The sequence below is a fragment of the Nocardia sp. NPDC050630 genome, from assembly GCF_044457245.1.
Classification (GTDB): Bacteria; Actinomycetota; Actinomycetes; order Mycobacteriales; family Mycobacteriaceae; genus Nocardia.
Genome location: NZ_JBITGN010000003.1, coordinates 489,178 through 503,854, shown reverse-complemented (window position 1 = coordinate 503,854; position 14,677 = coordinate 489,178). Strand labels below are relative to the sequence as shown.

Here is a 14,677-nt window from a genome sequence, read left to right as displayed (position 1 = left end):
GCGGCCATCCTCGCCCGCTGCTCAGTCGAGTTCGTAATCGAACCAGATGTGGTGCACACCGTCGGTGTCAACGGTGAGGCCACCGGTGCCGGTGATACCAGCCAGCGCACCGGTGCCGCTGGTCGCCACGATGGTGAAGAACTCGGCGGTGCGGTCGGTGCCGAGTGTGGTCGCCGAATGCGCGAAGTTGAAGCTGCCCGCGCGATCGTGCAGTGCGCCCTCGAAGGACTCCATCGCGACATACGTCCCCGCACCCGTCGCCTGGTCGAACGCGGCGGTGAACAGGGTGGCGGACCGTCCGGTGATCTCGCCCGCGAACTCCTTCTCGATCTGCGCGATGCCGACCGGCAGCGCGGTGGTGATCGCCGGATCCGGCACGACATCGGTCGGGGTAAAGGAAGTGACGGAGAACGTGCCGATTGCTTTCATGCGGCGCAGCGTAATGACGGGTACCGACAACCTCTCATGAGTCTTGGCGGTAGGCGAGGACCTTGCGCACGATAAGACCGACGACCAGTGCCCAGAAGGCCGCACCGATGCCGAGGAACCCGACACCGGACGCGGCGATCAGGAAGGTGACAACGCCCGCCTCGCGGTGCTGTTCGGATTTCAGGGCACCGGCGAGGGCGGCCGCGAGAGTCGCCAGCAGGGCCAGGCCCGCAACGGTTTCCAGCGTGCCCTTCGGCGCGGTGGCGATCAACGTGACCAGCGCCGCCGATCCAAGGGCCAGCATCAGATAGCAGACACCCGTGGTGAAGGCCGCCATCCAGCGGCGCTTCGGATCCGGGTGCGCGGCGGGCGCGGCCGAGAGCGCGGCACTGATCGCGGCCAGATTGATGGCGTGCCCACCTGCCGGTGCACCGAGGACGGTGCCGATGCCGGTGACGGACATCGCGGCGCGCCAAGGGATTTGGTAATCAAAGGACTTCATCACGGCGGTGCCCGGAATGTTCTGGGATGCCATGGTGACGATATAGAGCGGAACGGCGATACCGATCATTGCCTGCCAAGTCCACTGCGGCACAGTCAGTTCGAGCGATGGTCGCATCGCCGCGAAGTCGAGATGCTTGTGCTGTAGCGCGATACTGATCCCCGCCCCGATCGCCGCGGTCACGAAGGACGCGATCACCGCCCAGCGCTTGGCGAATCGCTGCAGCACCAGCCAGACCACGATCACCGGCACCACCACCGCCGGACTGGCCTGCACGGCCTTCACCGGCGCGAGACACAACGGCAGCAGCACACCGGCGAGCATGGCCTGTGCGATCTCCACCGGGATCGCGGCAACGAGATTGCCGAGCCGCTGCCACAGTCCGGTGATCACGATCAGCACACCGGTGATCGCGAACGCCCCGACAGCCGCGGCCCAGCCACCGGCGACCGCGCCGGTGCTGGCGAGTAATGCCGCACCCGGCGTCGACCAGGCCAGTGTGATCGGCAATCGGTACCGATAGCTGAGCAGCATCATCCCGACGGACTGGGTGAGGCAGAGCGCGAGCAGCCCCGACGCCGCCTGTGCCGAGGTGGCCCCGACCGCCGTCAGACCGCTCAGCACCACCGCGAATGAGCTGGTGAAGCCGACCAGCGCGGTGACTACCCCCGCCCCGACCGGCTGCGCGAGCCGCGCCTCGGGGTGGACCGATGTCGGGGTATCGGCGAGCGACAGGGAAAGCCTGGACATTTCTGGAATCCTCCCCGGTCAGCAGTCCAGTTGTCACAGCCAGTCGCTGGAAACTGGACTGAATTGCGCGGCATCCGGCTAGGGTGAGGCGCTGAACCCGCGTCCGAATTCGAACGCGGAGGTGCCATGAGTACATGGCTACCGCACCGGGTACGCCCAATACTGGTGCGGCACATGACGTAGCACCCGCACCCAGGCATAGTGGCTCTTACCAGTATGGCCTGAATATTCGGAGAGGCGGAACAGAGCTTTGTTGAGCGCGGTACTGATCTCGGCGGACGAACTTCGGGAAGTATTGGCGGACAAGCGGGTTCATCTACTCGATGTGCGGTGGGCGCTCGGTGATCCGGAGGGCCCGCAGCACTATCTGGACGGACATATTCCGGGCGCGGTCTTCGTCGATCTGGAGACCGAACTGGCCGCACCACCGTCCCCCGAGCGCGGGCGGCACCCGCTGCCCGATCCCGCGCAGCTCGAGAAGTGCGCGCGCAGCTGGGGTCTGCGGACCGGCGATCCGGTGGTCGTCTATGACGCGACGGGCGGCATGGCGGCGGCGAGGGCCTGGTGGCTGCTGCGCTGGGCCGGGATCGCTGACGTGCGGATTCTCGACGGCGGCCTGCCCGCGTGGACGAGTTCGGGTGGTGCGATCGCCTCCGGGGCGGAGGCCGATCCCGAACTCGGCGACGTCGAGGTGAATCCGGGGCAGCTGCCCGTCGTCGATGCGGACGCGGTCGCCAAATGGACCGGCGTCCTGCTCGACGCACGCGCTGGCGACCGCTACCGCGGCGAGGTGGAGCCCGTCGATCCGCAGGCGGGCCACATTCCGGGCGCGATCAGCGCACCCACCGCGGAGAACCTCGACGCGGACGGACGTTTCCACAGCGTGGACACCCTGCGAGACCGCTTCGCCGCATTCGGGTCCGGGCCGGTGGCGGTCTATTGCGGATCCGGTGTGACCGCAGCCCACCAGGTCGCCGCACTCGCCGCCGCGGGCATCGAAGCGGCCCTGTACCCGGGCTCGTGGTCGCAATGGTCCAACGATCCGAAACGTCCGGTCGCCACCGGGGCGTAGACGTTACGGGCAGGAATGGGCGATGTCGTTGAGCACGGCCTTGTCCGCGGCGGTGACCGGTAAGTCGTACTGGACCGCGACCGTGAGGTATTTGCCCGCATAGAAGCAATGGTTCGCGCGAGCGGGCGGCAACCATTCCGATGGTGTGCCGTCCCGCTTTGCCTGGTTAGCGCTTGCTTCGGTGGCCAGCAGATTCAGATCGATATCGTTGGCGAAACGCATCCGCCGCTCGAGCGGCCAAGACGCCGCACCCATATCCCAGGCCGCGGCCAGCGGATAGACGTGGTCGATCTGGATATCGCCCGCATCGGCCTTGCTGAATGTAATCCGCTTGCCGGTGTACGGATCGTCGAGTGTGCCCGCGGTAACCACGCAATCGTAGGTGCCCGGCCGGAAGCTCACTGCGGTCAGCTGCGCGCTCAGCACGTTGTTGCGGGTATCGCAGCCGTCGTGCCCACCGGGACCGTCGTGGTCATCGGTCCACGACTGTCCGAATACGCACCGCTGCCCTTCCTTACATCCGCGCTCGTAACCGCCGGGATGTCCCCGCGCCGCAACGACCCGCACGGCGGCGAGCAACTGTTCGAGCTGGACCCGGGTAGGACTGAGTGCACCCGCCCTGCGGGGTGCGGCCTGTCCACTACCCACCTCGGCGCACCCGGGCAGCGCGATCAGGGCCGCCGCGATCAGAGCAGGCAGCCATCGTCGTATGTCGGCACGCACGGAACCAGATGTACCCGTATGCACCGACATTCGTAGAACTCAGCCGGAGCGCCTCGGAGCCGGTCCGGGCTCAAAGCCAAGCGCGAGCCAGCAGATCATCATTGGCGACTTCACTGGCCCGGGGTGGGAATCTGGTGGCCACGATGGACTCGGTGTGCGCGCCGTCGTGTCCGATCAGCCACGAACCACCGCGCTCCTCACATTCCGCGATTTTCGCGAAGGTGGTGAGCAGGAACGTGACGGCGTCACGCGGGTCCAGGGTTCGGGCCAGGCGCTGTGATTCACCGGGGCGCGACAGGTCCAGCCAGACGCCGGACTGTCCGTCCAGCCGCATGCCGACGATCTTGTCGGCATTGACAAAGGTGAATTTGCGCCGTTCCCACGGCGTAGTCGGCGTGAAGCTCTGCTCTAGCACTTGGAGCAGAATCGTCATGCTTTGCCCTCCGCTTTCCGTTGACGCCCAACTGCGGTTCTCATGCGATGACCAGCGGATATACCAGTATGTTCCGAAAGTGGTGCCAAGGGGTAGTAACGGCTCCATCTCGGCGAGTTCAGGGACTTTCCCGCGCGGCGATGATTTCGGTGACCGCGTCGCGTCTATATCTGCACACGCAACCCGATCAGGGAGGAACCTCATGAATGCTCTGCCGCCCGTCGTCGATGCCGACACCTGGCAGCGCCAACTCGATGAGCTGCGCGTCCGGGAGAAGGCAGCGACCCGAGAACTCGATGCCATCGCCGCGCAGCGCCGCCGCCTGCCGATGGTCGAAATGCCCGAATACACCCTGGAGGGCGAGCAGGGGCCGGTCCGGCTGGCCGATGTCTTCGACGGTAAGCCACAGCTGATCGTTTACAACCACATGTGGTTCCCCGGTGAGAAGTGGCAGTGCGGTGGTTGCACCGGGTTCACCTCGCAGTTCACCCGGTTGGAGTTCCTGGACAATTACGATGCCCGGTTCGTCATCGTCACCCAGGGGCCCATCGACGAGGCCCTCGAATACAAGCGCCGAGTCGGGAACAAAATGGCCTGGTATTCCACGGCGAATAGTTCGTTCGGCAGCGATGTCGGCGCGCCGCCCGGCGGCGGATTCGCGGTGAATGTCTTCCTGCGCGACGCCGACAAGGTCTATCGCACCTGGCACACCAACGGCCGTGGCACCGAGCAGCTCAGTCACACTTTCGCGCTGATCGACGTGTTGCCCTACGGTCGGCAGGAGCAGTGGCAGGACTCGCCCGAGGGTTGGCCGCAGTCGCCGACCTACAGCCGATGGAGCGGTTCCGAAGACATCGCGGCCCACTACGGCGACCCGGGAGCGTGATTACATCCGGCTCAATAGGGTGAGCGGGTCCTCGAGCAATCCCGCGACGGTCGCGAGGAAGCGCGATGCCAATTCACCGTCGATCATCCGATGGTCGAAGCTGATGCCGATGGTGGTGACCCAGCGGATGGCCAGTTCGTCCCGAAATACCCACGGACGCTTGCGAATCGAGCCGAGACACAGGATCGCCGCCTCACCTGGATTGACCAGCGGAACACCGGCATCGACACCGAAGACACCGACATTGGTGATGGTGAGGGTGCCGCCGCGCAGGTCGGTCGGGGTGGCGCGGCCCGAACGCGCCGTTTCGGCGAGCCAGCTGATCTCCCGGCACAGCTCGCGCAGGCTCGAGGCCTGAGCTTCCTTGAGATTGGGTACGAGCAGGCCGCGTTCGGTGGCGACCGCGATGCCGAGATTCACATAGTGCCTGGTGACGATCTCCTGATTCGCCTCGTCCCAGAATGCGTTGATGCCGGGATACTCCGCGAGCGCGGCTAGTGCGGATTTGGCGACCAGGGCCAGGGGTGTCAGCGTCAGCCCCTCGAAGGATTTGGTGGTGCGCAGGTGGTCGAGCAGTTCCATCGATGCGGTGAAGTCGATGGTGACGAAGGTGCTGGCCTGCGGGATGGTGCGCGCGCTCGCGACCATGGCGGCCGCGGTGCGTTTACGGATGCCGCTGATCGGCGTGCGTTCCTCGCGGGAGACGGGGCGGGGGACGCCCGCGTTCGGATCGGTGACCGATGGCGTCACCGGTGTGGTCGGGCCATCGGTGTTGGTCGGCACGGAGCGCGGCTGCGATACCGGGACCGCGCTGCGGACATCGTCGACCGTCACCGCACCGTCGGGGCCCGAACCCGCGACGTACCAGAGGTCGATGCCGAGTTCCTTGGCCAGTTTGCGCGCCCCAGGTGTCGCCGCGGCCCGACTCATTCCCGACTCGACCGGAGCGGCTGTCGAACTCGGCGCACTGGATTCGGCAGCGTTTCTGCGCCGCCGGGACACCGTCTCACCTTCGGGCCCGTAGCCGACCAGCACCGCGGTCCGCCCGTTCGCCCCCTCCGGTGCGACCGCCAGATCATTGCGCACCCGGATCAGCGGCGTCCCCACTGCGACCGTTTCGCCGGGCTGAGCGAGCAATTCGATCACCGTGCCCGAGAACGGCGACGGCAGCGATACCACCGCCTTGGCCGTCTCCACATCGGCGATCGTCTGATTCAGCTGCACGGTGTCGCCGACGCTCACCGACCACGACACCAATTCCGCATCGGCCAGTCCCTCGCCGAGATCGGGTAGCCGGAATTCCAGGATATTGCCCTGATCTTCCTCGGGGGCACGATCTACCACTTGGGCACCTCTCATGAGTCAGGCGGCGAGTGAGCGATCGACCGCCGCGAGAATGCGGTCCGGATCGGGCAGGTGGTGCTTTTCGAGCTTAGCCGGAGGGTAGGGGATGTCGAAGCCACCGACGCGCAGCACCGGCGCCTCCAGGTAGTAGAAACAGCGTTCGGTGATCCGCGCGGCGATCTCGGCGCCGAGGCCGCCGAAAACCGGCGCTTCGTGCGCCACGATCAGCCTGCCGGTCTTGGACACCGAGGCCTCGATGGTGTCGAAATCGATCGGCGACAAACTGCGCAGATCGACCACCTCGAGCGAATGTCCTTCCTCGGCAGCGATTTTCGCGGCGGTCATGGCGGAGGCCACGGTGCCGCCGTAGGCGACGACGGTGGCATCGGTACCGCTGACGCAGATGCGGGCCTGATCCAGCGGCATGGCCTCGGCGTCGAAATCCACCTCGGCCTTATCCCAGTAGCGTCGCTTGGGTTCGAAGAAGATCACCGGATCATCGAGCGCGATGGCCTGACGGATCATGAAATATCCGTCAACGGGGTTGCTCGGCGTCACGACGCGCAGTCCCGCGGTATGGGCGAAATACGCTTCCGGCGATTCCGAGTGGTGTTCCACCGAACCGATTCCGCCGCCGAACGGAATGCGAATCGTGATGGGCGCGACCACCTTTCCCTGCGTCCGATAGTGGATCTTGGCGACGTGCGAGACGATCTGATCGAAGGCCGGATAGACGAAGCCGTCGAATTGAATTTCGCAGACCGGCCGGTAGCCGCGCAGCGCCATGCCGAATGCCGTTCCGACAATGCCGGATTCGGCCAGCGGAGTATCGATGACGCGGTTGTTCCCGAAATCCTTTTGCAGGGTATCGGTTACCCGGAATACGCCGCCAAGGCGACCGATATCCTCGCCCATCAGTACGACTTTCGGATCGTCGTCCATGGCCCGCCGCAGCCCGGCATTGAGCGCTGCGGCGAAGGTCGTGATCATCTGGGGACTCCTTCCGGTCGCGCGGTGGTCTCGCCGGGATCACCGGCCAGATACTCCGCGTATTCGCTCCGCTCCTGGGTGATCAGTGGATGCGGGGTGGCATAGACGTGATCGAACAGCTGTGTCGGCGCCGGATCCGGCATATCGATGGTCGCGCTACGGATCTGTTGCGCGACTTCATCGGCGCGTGCATCGACATGACGTTCGAATGCCGTGTCCCACAACGACTCTCGTTCCAGCAGCTTGCGCAGCCTGGCGATCGGATCGCGGCGCGCCCACTCCTCGGTTTCGGCTGCGGAGCGGTAGCGCGTCGGATCGTCGGCGGTGGTGTGCGGACCCATCCGATAGGTGAGCGCCTCGATGAACGACGGCCCGCCGCCGGTGCGGGCGCGCGTGGCGGCCTGCCTGGTGACCGCGAGGACGGCGAGCACATCATTGCCGTCGACCTGAAGTCCGGGAATTCCGTATCCGTAGGCGCGCCGCGCGATCGGGGTCGCACTCTGGATCCGGACGGGGGAACTGATCGCCCAGTGGTTGTTCTGGCAGAAGAATACGACCGGTGCACCCCAGGTCGCGGCGAAGCCCAATGCCTCGGCGAGATCGCCCTGACTCGAGGCGCCGTCACCGAAGTAGGCGATGGTCGCGATCTCCGCACCGTCGAGGTGGGCGGCGTAGGCGTAACCGGTCGCGTGCAGGCCTTGCGAGCCGACGATGATATTCGGGTTGGTCATATTGACTGCGTCGGGATCCCAGCAGGAGTGCGCCACACCGCGCCACATCCGGGTGAGTTCGGTGGGATGGACGCCGCGACAGTAGGCGACGGCGTGCTCGCGATAGCTGCAGAAGACGTAGTCGTCGGGGCGCAGTGCGTAGGCCGAGCCGACTTGCGCGGCCTCTTGCCCGATCATCGGCGCCCACAGCCCGAGCTGGCCCTGCCGTTGCAGGGCGGTTGCCTCGGTGTCGATCCGGCGGGTCACGACCAGGTCCGTGTACATCGCCCGCAGCTGCGCAGCTCCGATGTCGGCGACCAGGGCGGCGTGTTCCCGGTCGAATACGCGGCGGCCGTCGGGTTGCACCAATTGAACCGGATAGTCGGTTTTGTTCGTCATTCGGGATCGCCTCCTGACCACGAGCACAGGGCGGGTGTGCCCCATATCACATAGCATCCACGACTAGGCGAAGTGCGCAAGTGACCGACGCACGGGTAAGCAGAATGCCCAAATATGACCCGAGAGGCGATGTCATACTGCGTTGTATGACCAGTAGAGAACCCGCCGACGTGACCTTGGACGCCACCGACGCGCGGCTATTGCTCGAGCTGGTCGCCAACCCACGCGCGACCGGTGTCGAGCTGGCGACCCGGCTCGGGTTGTCCCGCAATACCGTCCAGGCGCGTTTGGCGCGCTGGGAGGCGAACGGTGTGCTCGCCAGCTTCGAACGGCGAGTGCAACCGCAGGCACTGGGCTACCCGCTGGCGGCTTTCGTCGCCGTCGTCGTCGATCAACATCGATTGGATTCGGTGGTCGCCGAACTCGCCCGGGTACCGGAGGTGACCGAAGTGTGCGGCATGACCGGACTGACCGATCTCACCGTACGGGTGGTGGCGAAAGATGCGGACGATCTGTACCGGATCGCCGGACAGATATTGAAGATTCCCGGCGTCGAACGCACCAATATGGCATTGGTGATGCAGCAATTCGTCGGGCCGCGCACGGCACCGCTGCTGAATCGACTGGCCGGATCCGTCGACCGCACGTTACGGCCGTGAACCGGCGGAGTGGTCGGCGAATTCCCCGACCACATCGTAAATATGCTTTCGTCAGCGCAAGTGTCGCTCGCGTTCCTCGATCGCGTCTTTGGCCTCCCGCAGGCCGCGGCCCGTGAGCGTGCGATAGAGCTTGATGGCGTGGATTTTCTTGCCCTGCCGAATGAGTTCGTCGATTTCGTCATAGGGCATCGCAGGGTCCTGGCTGGGGAGACCGAGGTGCTTGATGATCATGTCGAGCTTTCGTTCGAGCTGATCGATCCGGCGCTCGAGCCTGTTGTTGTCGAACATCTTTCGAACTTACCGACATCGTCCGGTTGGACTGCGCAGGGCATCCGTGACAAGCCGCAGCAGGCGGTCCGGTTGCTCCGGATCGGTGCCGTGCCGCGCCGCAAGGGCTATGCCGGCGACCAGTTGGATCACATCGTCGATGCCTACCTCCGCGCGGATGCCGCCATCCTGTTGCGCCCTGGTGAGCAGAGTGGCACCCGCCCGGCGAATGGCCAGCTGACAATCGAAGCCCAGGTCGATCGGTCCAGCCAGGACGGCGCCGCCCAAGCCATGGTCGGTACGGGCATGCACGAGTAGGGCGTGCAGCCACTCGATGAGTGCCGTGCTCGGCTCCCCCGCCCGCAGCTCTTCGGCTCGGGCGCAGAGCGTTTCGATCCGCTCGCTCAGTACGGCGGCTTGCAGTGCTTGCCGGTTGGGGAAGTGCCGGTAGAGGGTGCCCGCGCCGACGCCCGCGCGGCGGGCGATCTCATTGAGTGAGGCCTCCGGACCCTCTTCGGCGAATGCCGCTGTCGCCGCCTCGAGTACACGTTCATAGTTCCGTTGAGCATCGACCCGCATATACATCCCTTGTTAACCGGAGAAGTTCTCCGCTATCGTACCGCCAGGTAATCGGAGAACCTCTCCGGTTTAGCGTTAGGAGCGCGATGATGGTGGAACACGAACTCGGCGGCGTCGGCATCTGGACCTTCGCATTCGACGGACAACCGGTCGATCGGGTGCGCGAGGCGGCCGCCGAGATCGAGGAATTGGGTTACCGGGCACTATGGTTCGGCGAAGCGTTCGGACGCGATACGGTCGGGCAGGCGTGGCTATTGCTCGGGGCGACCGAGCGGCTGGTGGTCGCCGCGGGCATTGCCAATGCGGCACTGCGTGATCCGATGGCCATGGCCACCGCCGAGCGCGCGCTCGGCGAGGCGTTCCCGGGTCGCTATCTGCTCGGACTCGGCGGTCAGCGGGTCGGTGGTCGATCCGTCGAAGCCGGGGGCTACACGATTCCTTCCGGCGGCAAGCCGCTGGCGCTGATGCGCGGCTATCTCGATGCGATGGATGCTGTTCCGCTGTACGGCCCGCGGCCGGACCCGGCGCCACGTCGGGTACTCGCCGCACTCGGACCCAAGATGTTGGCATTGGCCGCCGAGCGGACCTGGGGTGCGCATCCCTATCACGCGCCGGTCGAGCACACCGCCGAGGCGCGGCGGATTATGGGGCCGGAAGCATTTCTCGGTGTCGAGCAGGTCGTCGTCCTCGATGCCGATCGGGCCCGCGCCCGCGAGGTGGCCACGGCGCATATCGGGGGCTATCTCGATTCCGCACCACATCAGGTGGCCAATATGCGTCGCTTCGGATTCGGTGACGAAGATATCGCGGGCGGCCCGAGTTCGCGGCTGGTGGATTCGGTTGTGGCATACGGGGATATCGAGATGATCGGCGAGCGCGTTCGGCAGCACATGGATGCCGGGGCCGATCATGTGTGTCTACAGGTACTCACCGCTGATCCGACTGCGCTGCCGCTGCCACAATGGCGTGAGCTTGCCGCGCTTGCCCAGGATTCGTCCTTCGCGCCAACCGCTATCCGGTGACTTGCTGTGGGGCAACCGCACCCGCGTATCGACAACAGATCAGGACGGCGATGAGGGGGACGAACAGTGCGGCGGTCAGTGGGACCAGCGCGGTCAGCCAGCCGATGATGGAGGGTCCGGCGAGCAGCCCGAGGTAACCGAGGCTGAATACCCGCGACATATCGGTAGCCGCGGTGGTCGATCCGAGATTGCCTGCGGCGGTGAAGATTTGCGGTATGCCGCCGGAGAGGCCGAGGCCGCACATCGCCCAGCCGAGCAACGTCAGTGGCACCCAACCCGAAGCCATGATCAGGACCAATCCGAATGCGGCGATCAATGTGCCGTAGCGGACGACGGCGACGCGGCCGAAGGCGCCCGCAACACGGTCGGCGGCGAATCGCCCCACGGTCATGGTGCAGGAGAATGCGCCGAATGCCAGTGCGGCGGTGGCATCGTCGACATCGAGGTGGTCGCGGACCTGCAGCGCGCTCCAATCGGCGGCGACACCCTCGGTAAGCAGTAGGGCGAACGCGATTGCGGCCAGCGCCAAGACCTTTCGGGAGCGATTCGGTGTGGTCGCCGACCGCGCTGTCGCGGCATCGTACGTGGCGTCAACGCGCGGGTTCTGTGAAACGTTGTCCGCGCTTTCCGGAATGTGGTCGTGCGGGCCATTCTCGCGGAGTGCGTCCGAATTCGCTTCTCGCGCCGAAACTCCGGTGTCCCGCAGCAGACGAGGCACCAGCACGGCGGTAATCGCCAAACCCGCCACAGCGGCAAGCGACAAGCTGAGACGCACATCCCATCCAGCGCCCTGAGCCACCGCACCCAGTAACGAGCCGAGGAATCCACCACCGGAGAACAATGCGTGGAACGCCGACATGATCGGTCGCTGATAAGCCCGCTCGACATGCACCGCTTGGGTATTCATCGAAACGTCCAGCGCGCCATTGCCGAAACCGAAGCAGGCCAAGGCGATCGCCAGGCTGACCGGGCCGGTCGCGAGTCCGGGACCGAGCACGGATATCGAGGTGATCGCGGCTGCTGCCGCAACCACGGCCCGGCTGCCGAATCGGTCGGCGAGCGGGCCCGCGATGCGCATGCCGACAATGCCCGCACCGGCCAGCATGAGGATGAACATGCCGAGCGTGGAATGCGCGATACCGGTGCGGTCGGTAATGGCCGGGATGTGCACCACCCACATGGCCAGTAGGAAACCGTTCAACGCGAACACCACGAATACCGCGGCGCGTGCTACCCGGGTCTGCGGATCGATCGTCGTGGTCGCCACCAATTCGACGGTACCGCGTCCAGGGCGATCGCGTGGCCGCACGGGGAGCCGGTCCGGGACATCGTCGGCCGAGGGTCCGGCTCCGCGGATCTCGCCATTGAGATCGGCTTCCGCGCGGTGGTCCTAACTCTTACAACCACCTATTCGCTCGGGATGTTCCAAATCCCGGTGGTCGCCGTCTCGTCGGCGTAATCCCGGAAGTCTTTGGGGTCTCGGCCCAGAGCCCGCCGCACGCCGTCCGCGGTCTTGGAGTTCCTGCCGTCCAGTACCGTGCCGAACAGGTAGTCGAGCAGGCTGACCACATCGGCGGGAAGCTGGTACTCGGTCAGTGTCGCAACGAAATCCGTGCGGGAGATCGGAATGAAGGCGACGTCGCGTCCGGTCGCCGAGGCGATCTCCGCGACGGCCTCGGCGAAGGTCAACGACCTCGGCCCGGTCAGTTCGTAGAGCTCGCCGCTGTGCCCGTCCTCGGTCAACGCGGCCACCGCGACATCGGCGATATCGTCGGCGTGCACGAACGGTTCCGGCACATCGCCATTGGGCAGCGCCACCTGCCCGGCGAGCACATACTCCAGGAATGCGCCTTCACTGAAGTTCTGCGCAAAGAAGCTGCAGCGCACGATGGTCCAATCCAGGCCCGAGCCCTGCACGAGTTGCTCACACGCCACGGCCTCCGGTTCACCGCGACCGGACAGCAGCACGAGTTTGCGCACACCGTTGACCTTGGCCGCATTGGTGAACGCCCGGATGATCTCGGGCGCACCCGGCGCCGCCAGATCCGGCTGGAAGGCGATGTACACCGCGTCCACGCCGAACAGCGCCGGTGTCCAGGTGCTGCGGTCGGCCCAGTCGAAGGGGAGCTCGGCCGCGCGGGAACCGATTCGAACCGGATGACCGGCCTGTCGGAGCCGGGTCGCAACGCGGCTGCCGGTCTTGCCCATACCGCCGGTGACGAGGATAAGGCGCTGGTGGGAAGTGCTGTTTGTCATGTTTCCAGTACATCGGCGCGGCCTGCGACGAAACATAGTTCAGCGACTCGTGATCATGCGTCAGCGTCTACTGTTGGAGGGGTGGATGCGCTCGCCAGCCTGCTCGAAGGTCCACGCGCCCGAGGTGCGTTCGTCATGTGTTCCCTGCTCGATCCGCCGTGGTCGCTGCGCATTCAGGACCGGGCGCCGCTGACGGTGGTATCGATGATCCGCGGCACGGCCTGGATCATGACCGATGCGGCGGGCAGCAAGCCGCGGCAAGTGGACGCGGGCGATGTCGCGATCTTCCGCGGACCCGACCCCTATACGGTCGCCGACGATCCGGCCACCGCACCGCAGATCTTCATCGATCCGGGCAATGTCACCAAGACCGCTGATGGTGAAATCCTCTGTGAGACATTGAGTCTCGGTGTGCGCCAATGGGGCACCGATGCGAACGGCGCCACCCTGATGGTGACCGGAACCTATGAGTCCGCGGGTGCGGCGAGTCAGCGGTTGTTGCGGGCCCTGCCGCCCGTGATCATCTTGCGGCGTGGCGATTTCGACACCCGACTGCTCGACATCCTGGTCGACGAGGCCACCAAGGACGAGCCCGCCCAGGGCGTGGTCCTGGACCGGCTGCTCGATATGGTGCTGATCGCGGCCCTGCGTGCCTGGTTCGCCCGCAATGATGCGCCCGCCTGGTACCACGCCTACAGCGATCCGCTGGTCGGCAAGGCGCTGCGGCTGCTGCAGCACAATCCGGCGCACGGCTGGACGGTCGCCAGCCTGGCGGAGGCGGTCGGAGTTTCGCGGGCCGCGCTGGCCCGCCGGTTCACCGATCTGGTCGGTGAGCCGCCGATGGCGTTCCTCACCGAATGGCGCCTGGCCCTGGCCGCCGATCTGCTGCAGGAATCCGATGCCACCATCGAATCCATTGCCCGCCAAGTCGGCTACGGCAGCGCGTTCGCACTGAGCGCGGCATTCAAACGCCACTTCGGCGTGAGTCCGCGCGACCACCGGCAGGGCAGCGTCCCGACTGAGCTATCGTCGGCCGGGTGACGCAGCAGTATCCGGTCCTCTGGCCGATGCCGACCCGCTGGGCCGATAACGACCACTACGGTCACGTGAACAACGTGACGTACTACTCGTACTTCGACACCGCGGTCAATGCCTGGCTCATGCACGCCACCGGTACGGATATCCGCGACCTGCCCGCCCTCGGCGTGGTCGCCCAAACCTCCTGCCAGTACCACGGCTCCCTGAGCTTCCCCGACCAACTCCAGGTAGGCCTGCGCATCTCCCGCCTCGGCCGCTCCAGCATCACCTACGACCTGGCCATCTTCCGCGAATCCGGCGACGCCCTTGAACTGGCCGCCACCGGCACCTTCGTCCACGTCTACGTGGACAACGAAACCCGCAAACCAGTAGAGATCCCGGAAGTAATCCGCACCGCTGCCAGTGCTTTGGTCACTGACTGAACGTGGCGGATGTTCTCAACACAGAAGATGTTGTGGGACAAGTGTTTCCACTGCAAATCAGTTTGAACACGGAAGCCCGCCTACGCTTCGCAGCTAGATGGGCTTTCTGGTGGGGCGTAGCAACTCGAGCACACCCTCGCCTACCATGCGAGCGCCTGTACCTTGGCCCGTGATTGCCGATAGCTGCCCACGCAAG

The 14,677-nt window shown here is 65.6% G+C and carries 17 protein-coding genes; 6 read left to right on the top strand and 11 right to left on the bottom strand.

The window, feature by feature from the left end:
* Window positions 1-21: 21 nt before the first annotated feature.
* Entirely contained in the window at window positions 22-429 is a 408-nt protein-coding gene (locus ACIBG0_RS12500) for a DUF3224 domain-containing protein (RefSeq protein ID WP_397031898.1), read from the bottom strand.
* 34 nt (window positions 430-463) lie between these two features.
* A complete protein-coding gene (locus ACIBG0_RS12495; RefSeq protein WP_397031896.1) occupies window positions 464-1,681 on the bottom strand; it encodes a benzoate/H(+) symporter BenE family transporter in 1,218 nt (405 codons plus the stop codon).
* 265 nt (window positions 1,682-1,946) lie between these two features.
* Between ACIBG0_RS12495 and ACIBG0_RS12490 the strand changes: the two genes are divergently transcribed.
* Complete coding sequence (locus tag ACIBG0_RS12490) at window positions 1,947-2,753, top strand: sulfurtransferase (protein ID WP_397032014.1); 807 nt, start codon at window positions 1,947-1,949, stop codon at window positions 2,751-2,753.
* 3 nt (window positions 2,754-2,756) lie between these two features.
* On the opposite strand, the gene ACIBG0_RS12485 is transcribed toward ACIBG0_RS12490, so the two are convergent.
* Both ACIBG0_RS12485 and ACIBG0_RS12480 read right to left on the bottom strand, forming a co-directional pair.
* On the bottom strand, window positions 2,757-3,506 hold the full coding sequence (locus ACIBG0_RS12485) for an HNH endonuclease family protein (protein ID WP_397031894.1): 750 nt from the start codon (window positions 3,504-3,506) through the stop codon (window positions 2,757-2,759).
* A gap of 40 nt (window positions 3,507-3,546) precedes the next feature.
* Window positions 3,547-3,909: a hypothetical protein gene (locus tag ACIBG0_RS12480; RefSeq protein ID WP_062982690.1), complete on the bottom strand. Its 363-nt coding sequence runs from the start codon at window positions 3,907-3,909 to the stop codon at window positions 3,547-3,549.
* 202 nt (window positions 3,910-4,111) lie between these two features.
* Between ACIBG0_RS12480 and ACIBG0_RS12475 the strand changes: the two genes are divergently transcribed.
* Complete coding sequence (locus tag ACIBG0_RS12475) at window positions 4,112-4,795, top strand: DUF899 domain-containing protein (RefSeq protein ID WP_397031892.1); 684 nt, start codon at window positions 4,112-4,114, stop codon at window positions 4,793-4,795.
* Here the strand turns inward: ACIBG0_RS12475 and ACIBG0_RS12470 are convergent, their stop codons facing one another.
* The 3 genes from ACIBG0_RS12470 to pdhA are packed head-to-tail and all read right to left on the bottom strand — an operon-like array spanning window position 4,796 to window position 8,238.
* The gene (locus tag ACIBG0_RS12470) at window positions 4,796-6,139 is read right to left on the bottom strand and encodes a dihydrolipoamide acetyltransferase family protein (protein ID WP_397031890.1); all 1,344 of its coding nucleotides are present in this window, start codon (window positions 6,137-6,139) and stop codon (window positions 4,796-4,798) included.
* Between the two features lie 18 nt (window positions 6,140-6,157).
* On the bottom strand, window positions 6,158-7,129 hold the full coding sequence (locus ACIBG0_RS12465; protein ID WP_397031888.1) for an alpha-ketoacid dehydrogenase subunit beta: 972 nt from the start codon (window positions 7,127-7,129) through the stop codon (window positions 6,158-6,160).
* On the bottom strand, window positions 7,126-8,238 hold the full coding sequence (gene pdhA, locus ACIBG0_RS12460) for a pyruvate dehydrogenase (acetyl-transferring) E1 component subunit alpha (RefSeq protein ID WP_397031887.1): 1,113 nt from the start codon (window positions 8,236-8,238) through the stop codon (window positions 7,126-7,128). The genes ACIBG0_RS12465 and pdhA overlap by 4 nt, the downstream gene beginning before the upstream one ends.
* 146 nt (window positions 8,239-8,384) lie before the next feature.
* Between pdhA and ACIBG0_RS12455 the strand changes: the two genes are divergently transcribed.
* Window positions 8,385-8,897, top strand: a complete 513-nt coding sequence (locus ACIBG0_RS12455; protein WP_397031885.1) for an Lrp/AsnC family transcriptional regulator — start codon at window positions 8,385-8,387, stop codon at window positions 8,895-8,897.
* A gap of 51 nt (window positions 8,898-8,948) precedes the next feature.
* Here the strand turns inward: ACIBG0_RS12455 and ACIBG0_RS12450 are convergent, their stop codons facing one another.
* Complete coding sequence (locus ACIBG0_RS12450) at window positions 8,949-9,185, bottom strand: ribosomal protein L7/L12 (protein WP_364355160.1); 237 nt, start codon at window positions 9,183-9,185, stop codon at window positions 8,949-8,951.
* Window positions 9,186-9,194: 9 nt separating this feature from the next.
* Window positions 9,195-9,743, bottom strand: a complete 549-nt coding sequence (locus ACIBG0_RS12445) for a TetR/AcrR family transcriptional regulator (RefSeq protein WP_397031883.1) — start codon at window positions 9,741-9,743, stop codon at window positions 9,195-9,197.
* Between the two features lie 86 nt (window positions 9,744-9,829).
* On the opposite strand from ACIBG0_RS12445, the gene ACIBG0_RS12440 reads away from it, so the two are divergent.
* On the top strand, window positions 9,830-10,765 hold the full coding sequence (locus ACIBG0_RS12440) for a TIGR03620 family F420-dependent LLM class oxidoreductase (protein ID WP_397031881.1): 936 nt from the start codon (window positions 9,830-9,832) through the stop codon (window positions 10,763-10,765).
* Here the strand turns inward: ACIBG0_RS12440 and ACIBG0_RS12435 are convergent.
* Together ACIBG0_RS12435 and ACIBG0_RS12430 are read right to left on the bottom strand one after the other, a co-directional pair.
* Complete coding sequence (locus tag ACIBG0_RS12435) at window positions 10,755-12,032, bottom strand: MFS transporter (protein WP_397031879.1); 1,278 nt, start codon at window positions 12,030-12,032, stop codon at window positions 10,755-10,757. The genes ACIBG0_RS12440 and ACIBG0_RS12435 overlap by 11 nt on opposite strands.
* Before the next feature lie 140 nt (window positions 12,033-12,172).
* Entirely contained in the window at window positions 12,173-13,021 is an 849-nt protein-coding gene (locus ACIBG0_RS12430) for an NAD(P)H-binding protein (protein ID WP_397031877.1), read from the bottom strand.
* Between the two features lie 81 nt (window positions 13,022-13,102).
* Between ACIBG0_RS12430 and ACIBG0_RS12425 the strand changes: the two genes are divergently transcribed.
* Window positions 13,103-14,062 carry an AraC family transcriptional regulator gene (locus tag ACIBG0_RS12425; RefSeq protein ID WP_397031875.1) on the top strand — a complete coding sequence of 320 codons (960 nt, stop codon included), beginning with the start codon at window positions 13,103-13,105 and terminating at the stop codon, window positions 14,060-14,062.
* Between the two features lie 26 nt (window positions 14,063-14,088).
* Window positions 14,089-14,481: a thioesterase family protein gene (locus ACIBG0_RS12420; protein WP_364355345.1), complete on the top strand. Its 393-nt coding sequence runs from the start codon at window positions 14,089-14,091 to the stop codon at window positions 14,479-14,481.
* Window positions 14,482-14,677 lie beyond the last annotated feature (196 nt).

What these genes read in the sequence shown, in the direction of transcription:
- ACIBG0_RS12430 (WP_397031877.1), bottom strand. Translation starts at nt 13,021, where the DNA reads ATGACAAACAGCACTTCCCACCAGCGCCTTATCCTCGTCACCGGCGGT.
- ACIBG0_RS12475 (WP_397031892.1), top strand. Translation starts at nt 4,112, where the DNA reads ATGAATGCTCTGCCGCCCGTCGTCGATGCCGACACCTGGCAGCGCCAA.
- pdhA (WP_397031887.1), bottom strand. Translation starts at nt 8,238, where the DNA reads ATGACGAACAAAACCGACTATCCGGTTCAATTGGTGCAACCCGACGGC.
- ACIBG0_RS12440 (WP_397031881.1), top strand. Translation starts at nt 9,830, where the DNA reads ATGATGGTGGAACACGAACTCGGCGGCGTCGGCATCTGGACCTTCGCA.
- ACIBG0_RS12455 (WP_397031885.1), top strand. Translation starts at nt 8,385, where the DNA reads ATGACCAGTAGAGAACCCGCCGACGTGACCTTGGACGCCACCGACGCG.
- ACIBG0_RS12420 (WP_364355345.1), top strand. Translation starts at nt 14,089, where the DNA reads ATGCCGACCCGCTGGGCCGATAACGACCACTACGGTCACGTGAACAAC.
- ACIBG0_RS12495 (WP_397031896.1), bottom strand. Translation starts at nt 1,681, where the DNA reads ATGTCCAGGCTTTCCCTGTCGCTCGCCGATACCCCGACATCGGTCCAC.
- ACIBG0_RS12465 (WP_397031888.1), bottom strand. Translation starts at nt 7,129, where the DNA reads ATGATCACGACCTTCGCCGCAGCGCTCAATGCCGGGCTGCGGCGGGCC.
- ACIBG0_RS12445 (WP_397031883.1), bottom strand. Translation starts at nt 9,743, where the DNA reads ATGCGGGTCGATGCTCAACGGAACTATGAACGTGTACTCGAGGCGGCG.
- ACIBG0_RS12480 (WP_062982690.1), bottom strand. Translation starts at nt 3,909, where the DNA reads ATGACGATTCTGCTCCAAGTGCTAGAGCAGAGCTTCACGCCGACTACG.
- ACIBG0_RS12485 (WP_397031894.1), bottom strand. Translation starts at nt 3,506, where the DNA reads ATGTCGGTGCATACGGGTACATCTGGTTCCGTGCGTGCCGACATACGA.
- ACIBG0_RS12500 (WP_397031898.1), bottom strand. Translation starts at nt 429, where the DNA reads ATGAAAGCAATCGGCACGTTCTCCGTCACTTCCTTTACCCCGACCGAT.
- ACIBG0_RS12450 (WP_364355160.1), bottom strand. Translation starts at nt 9,185, where the DNA reads ATGTTCGACAACAACAGGCTCGAGCGCCGGATCGATCAGCTCGAACGA.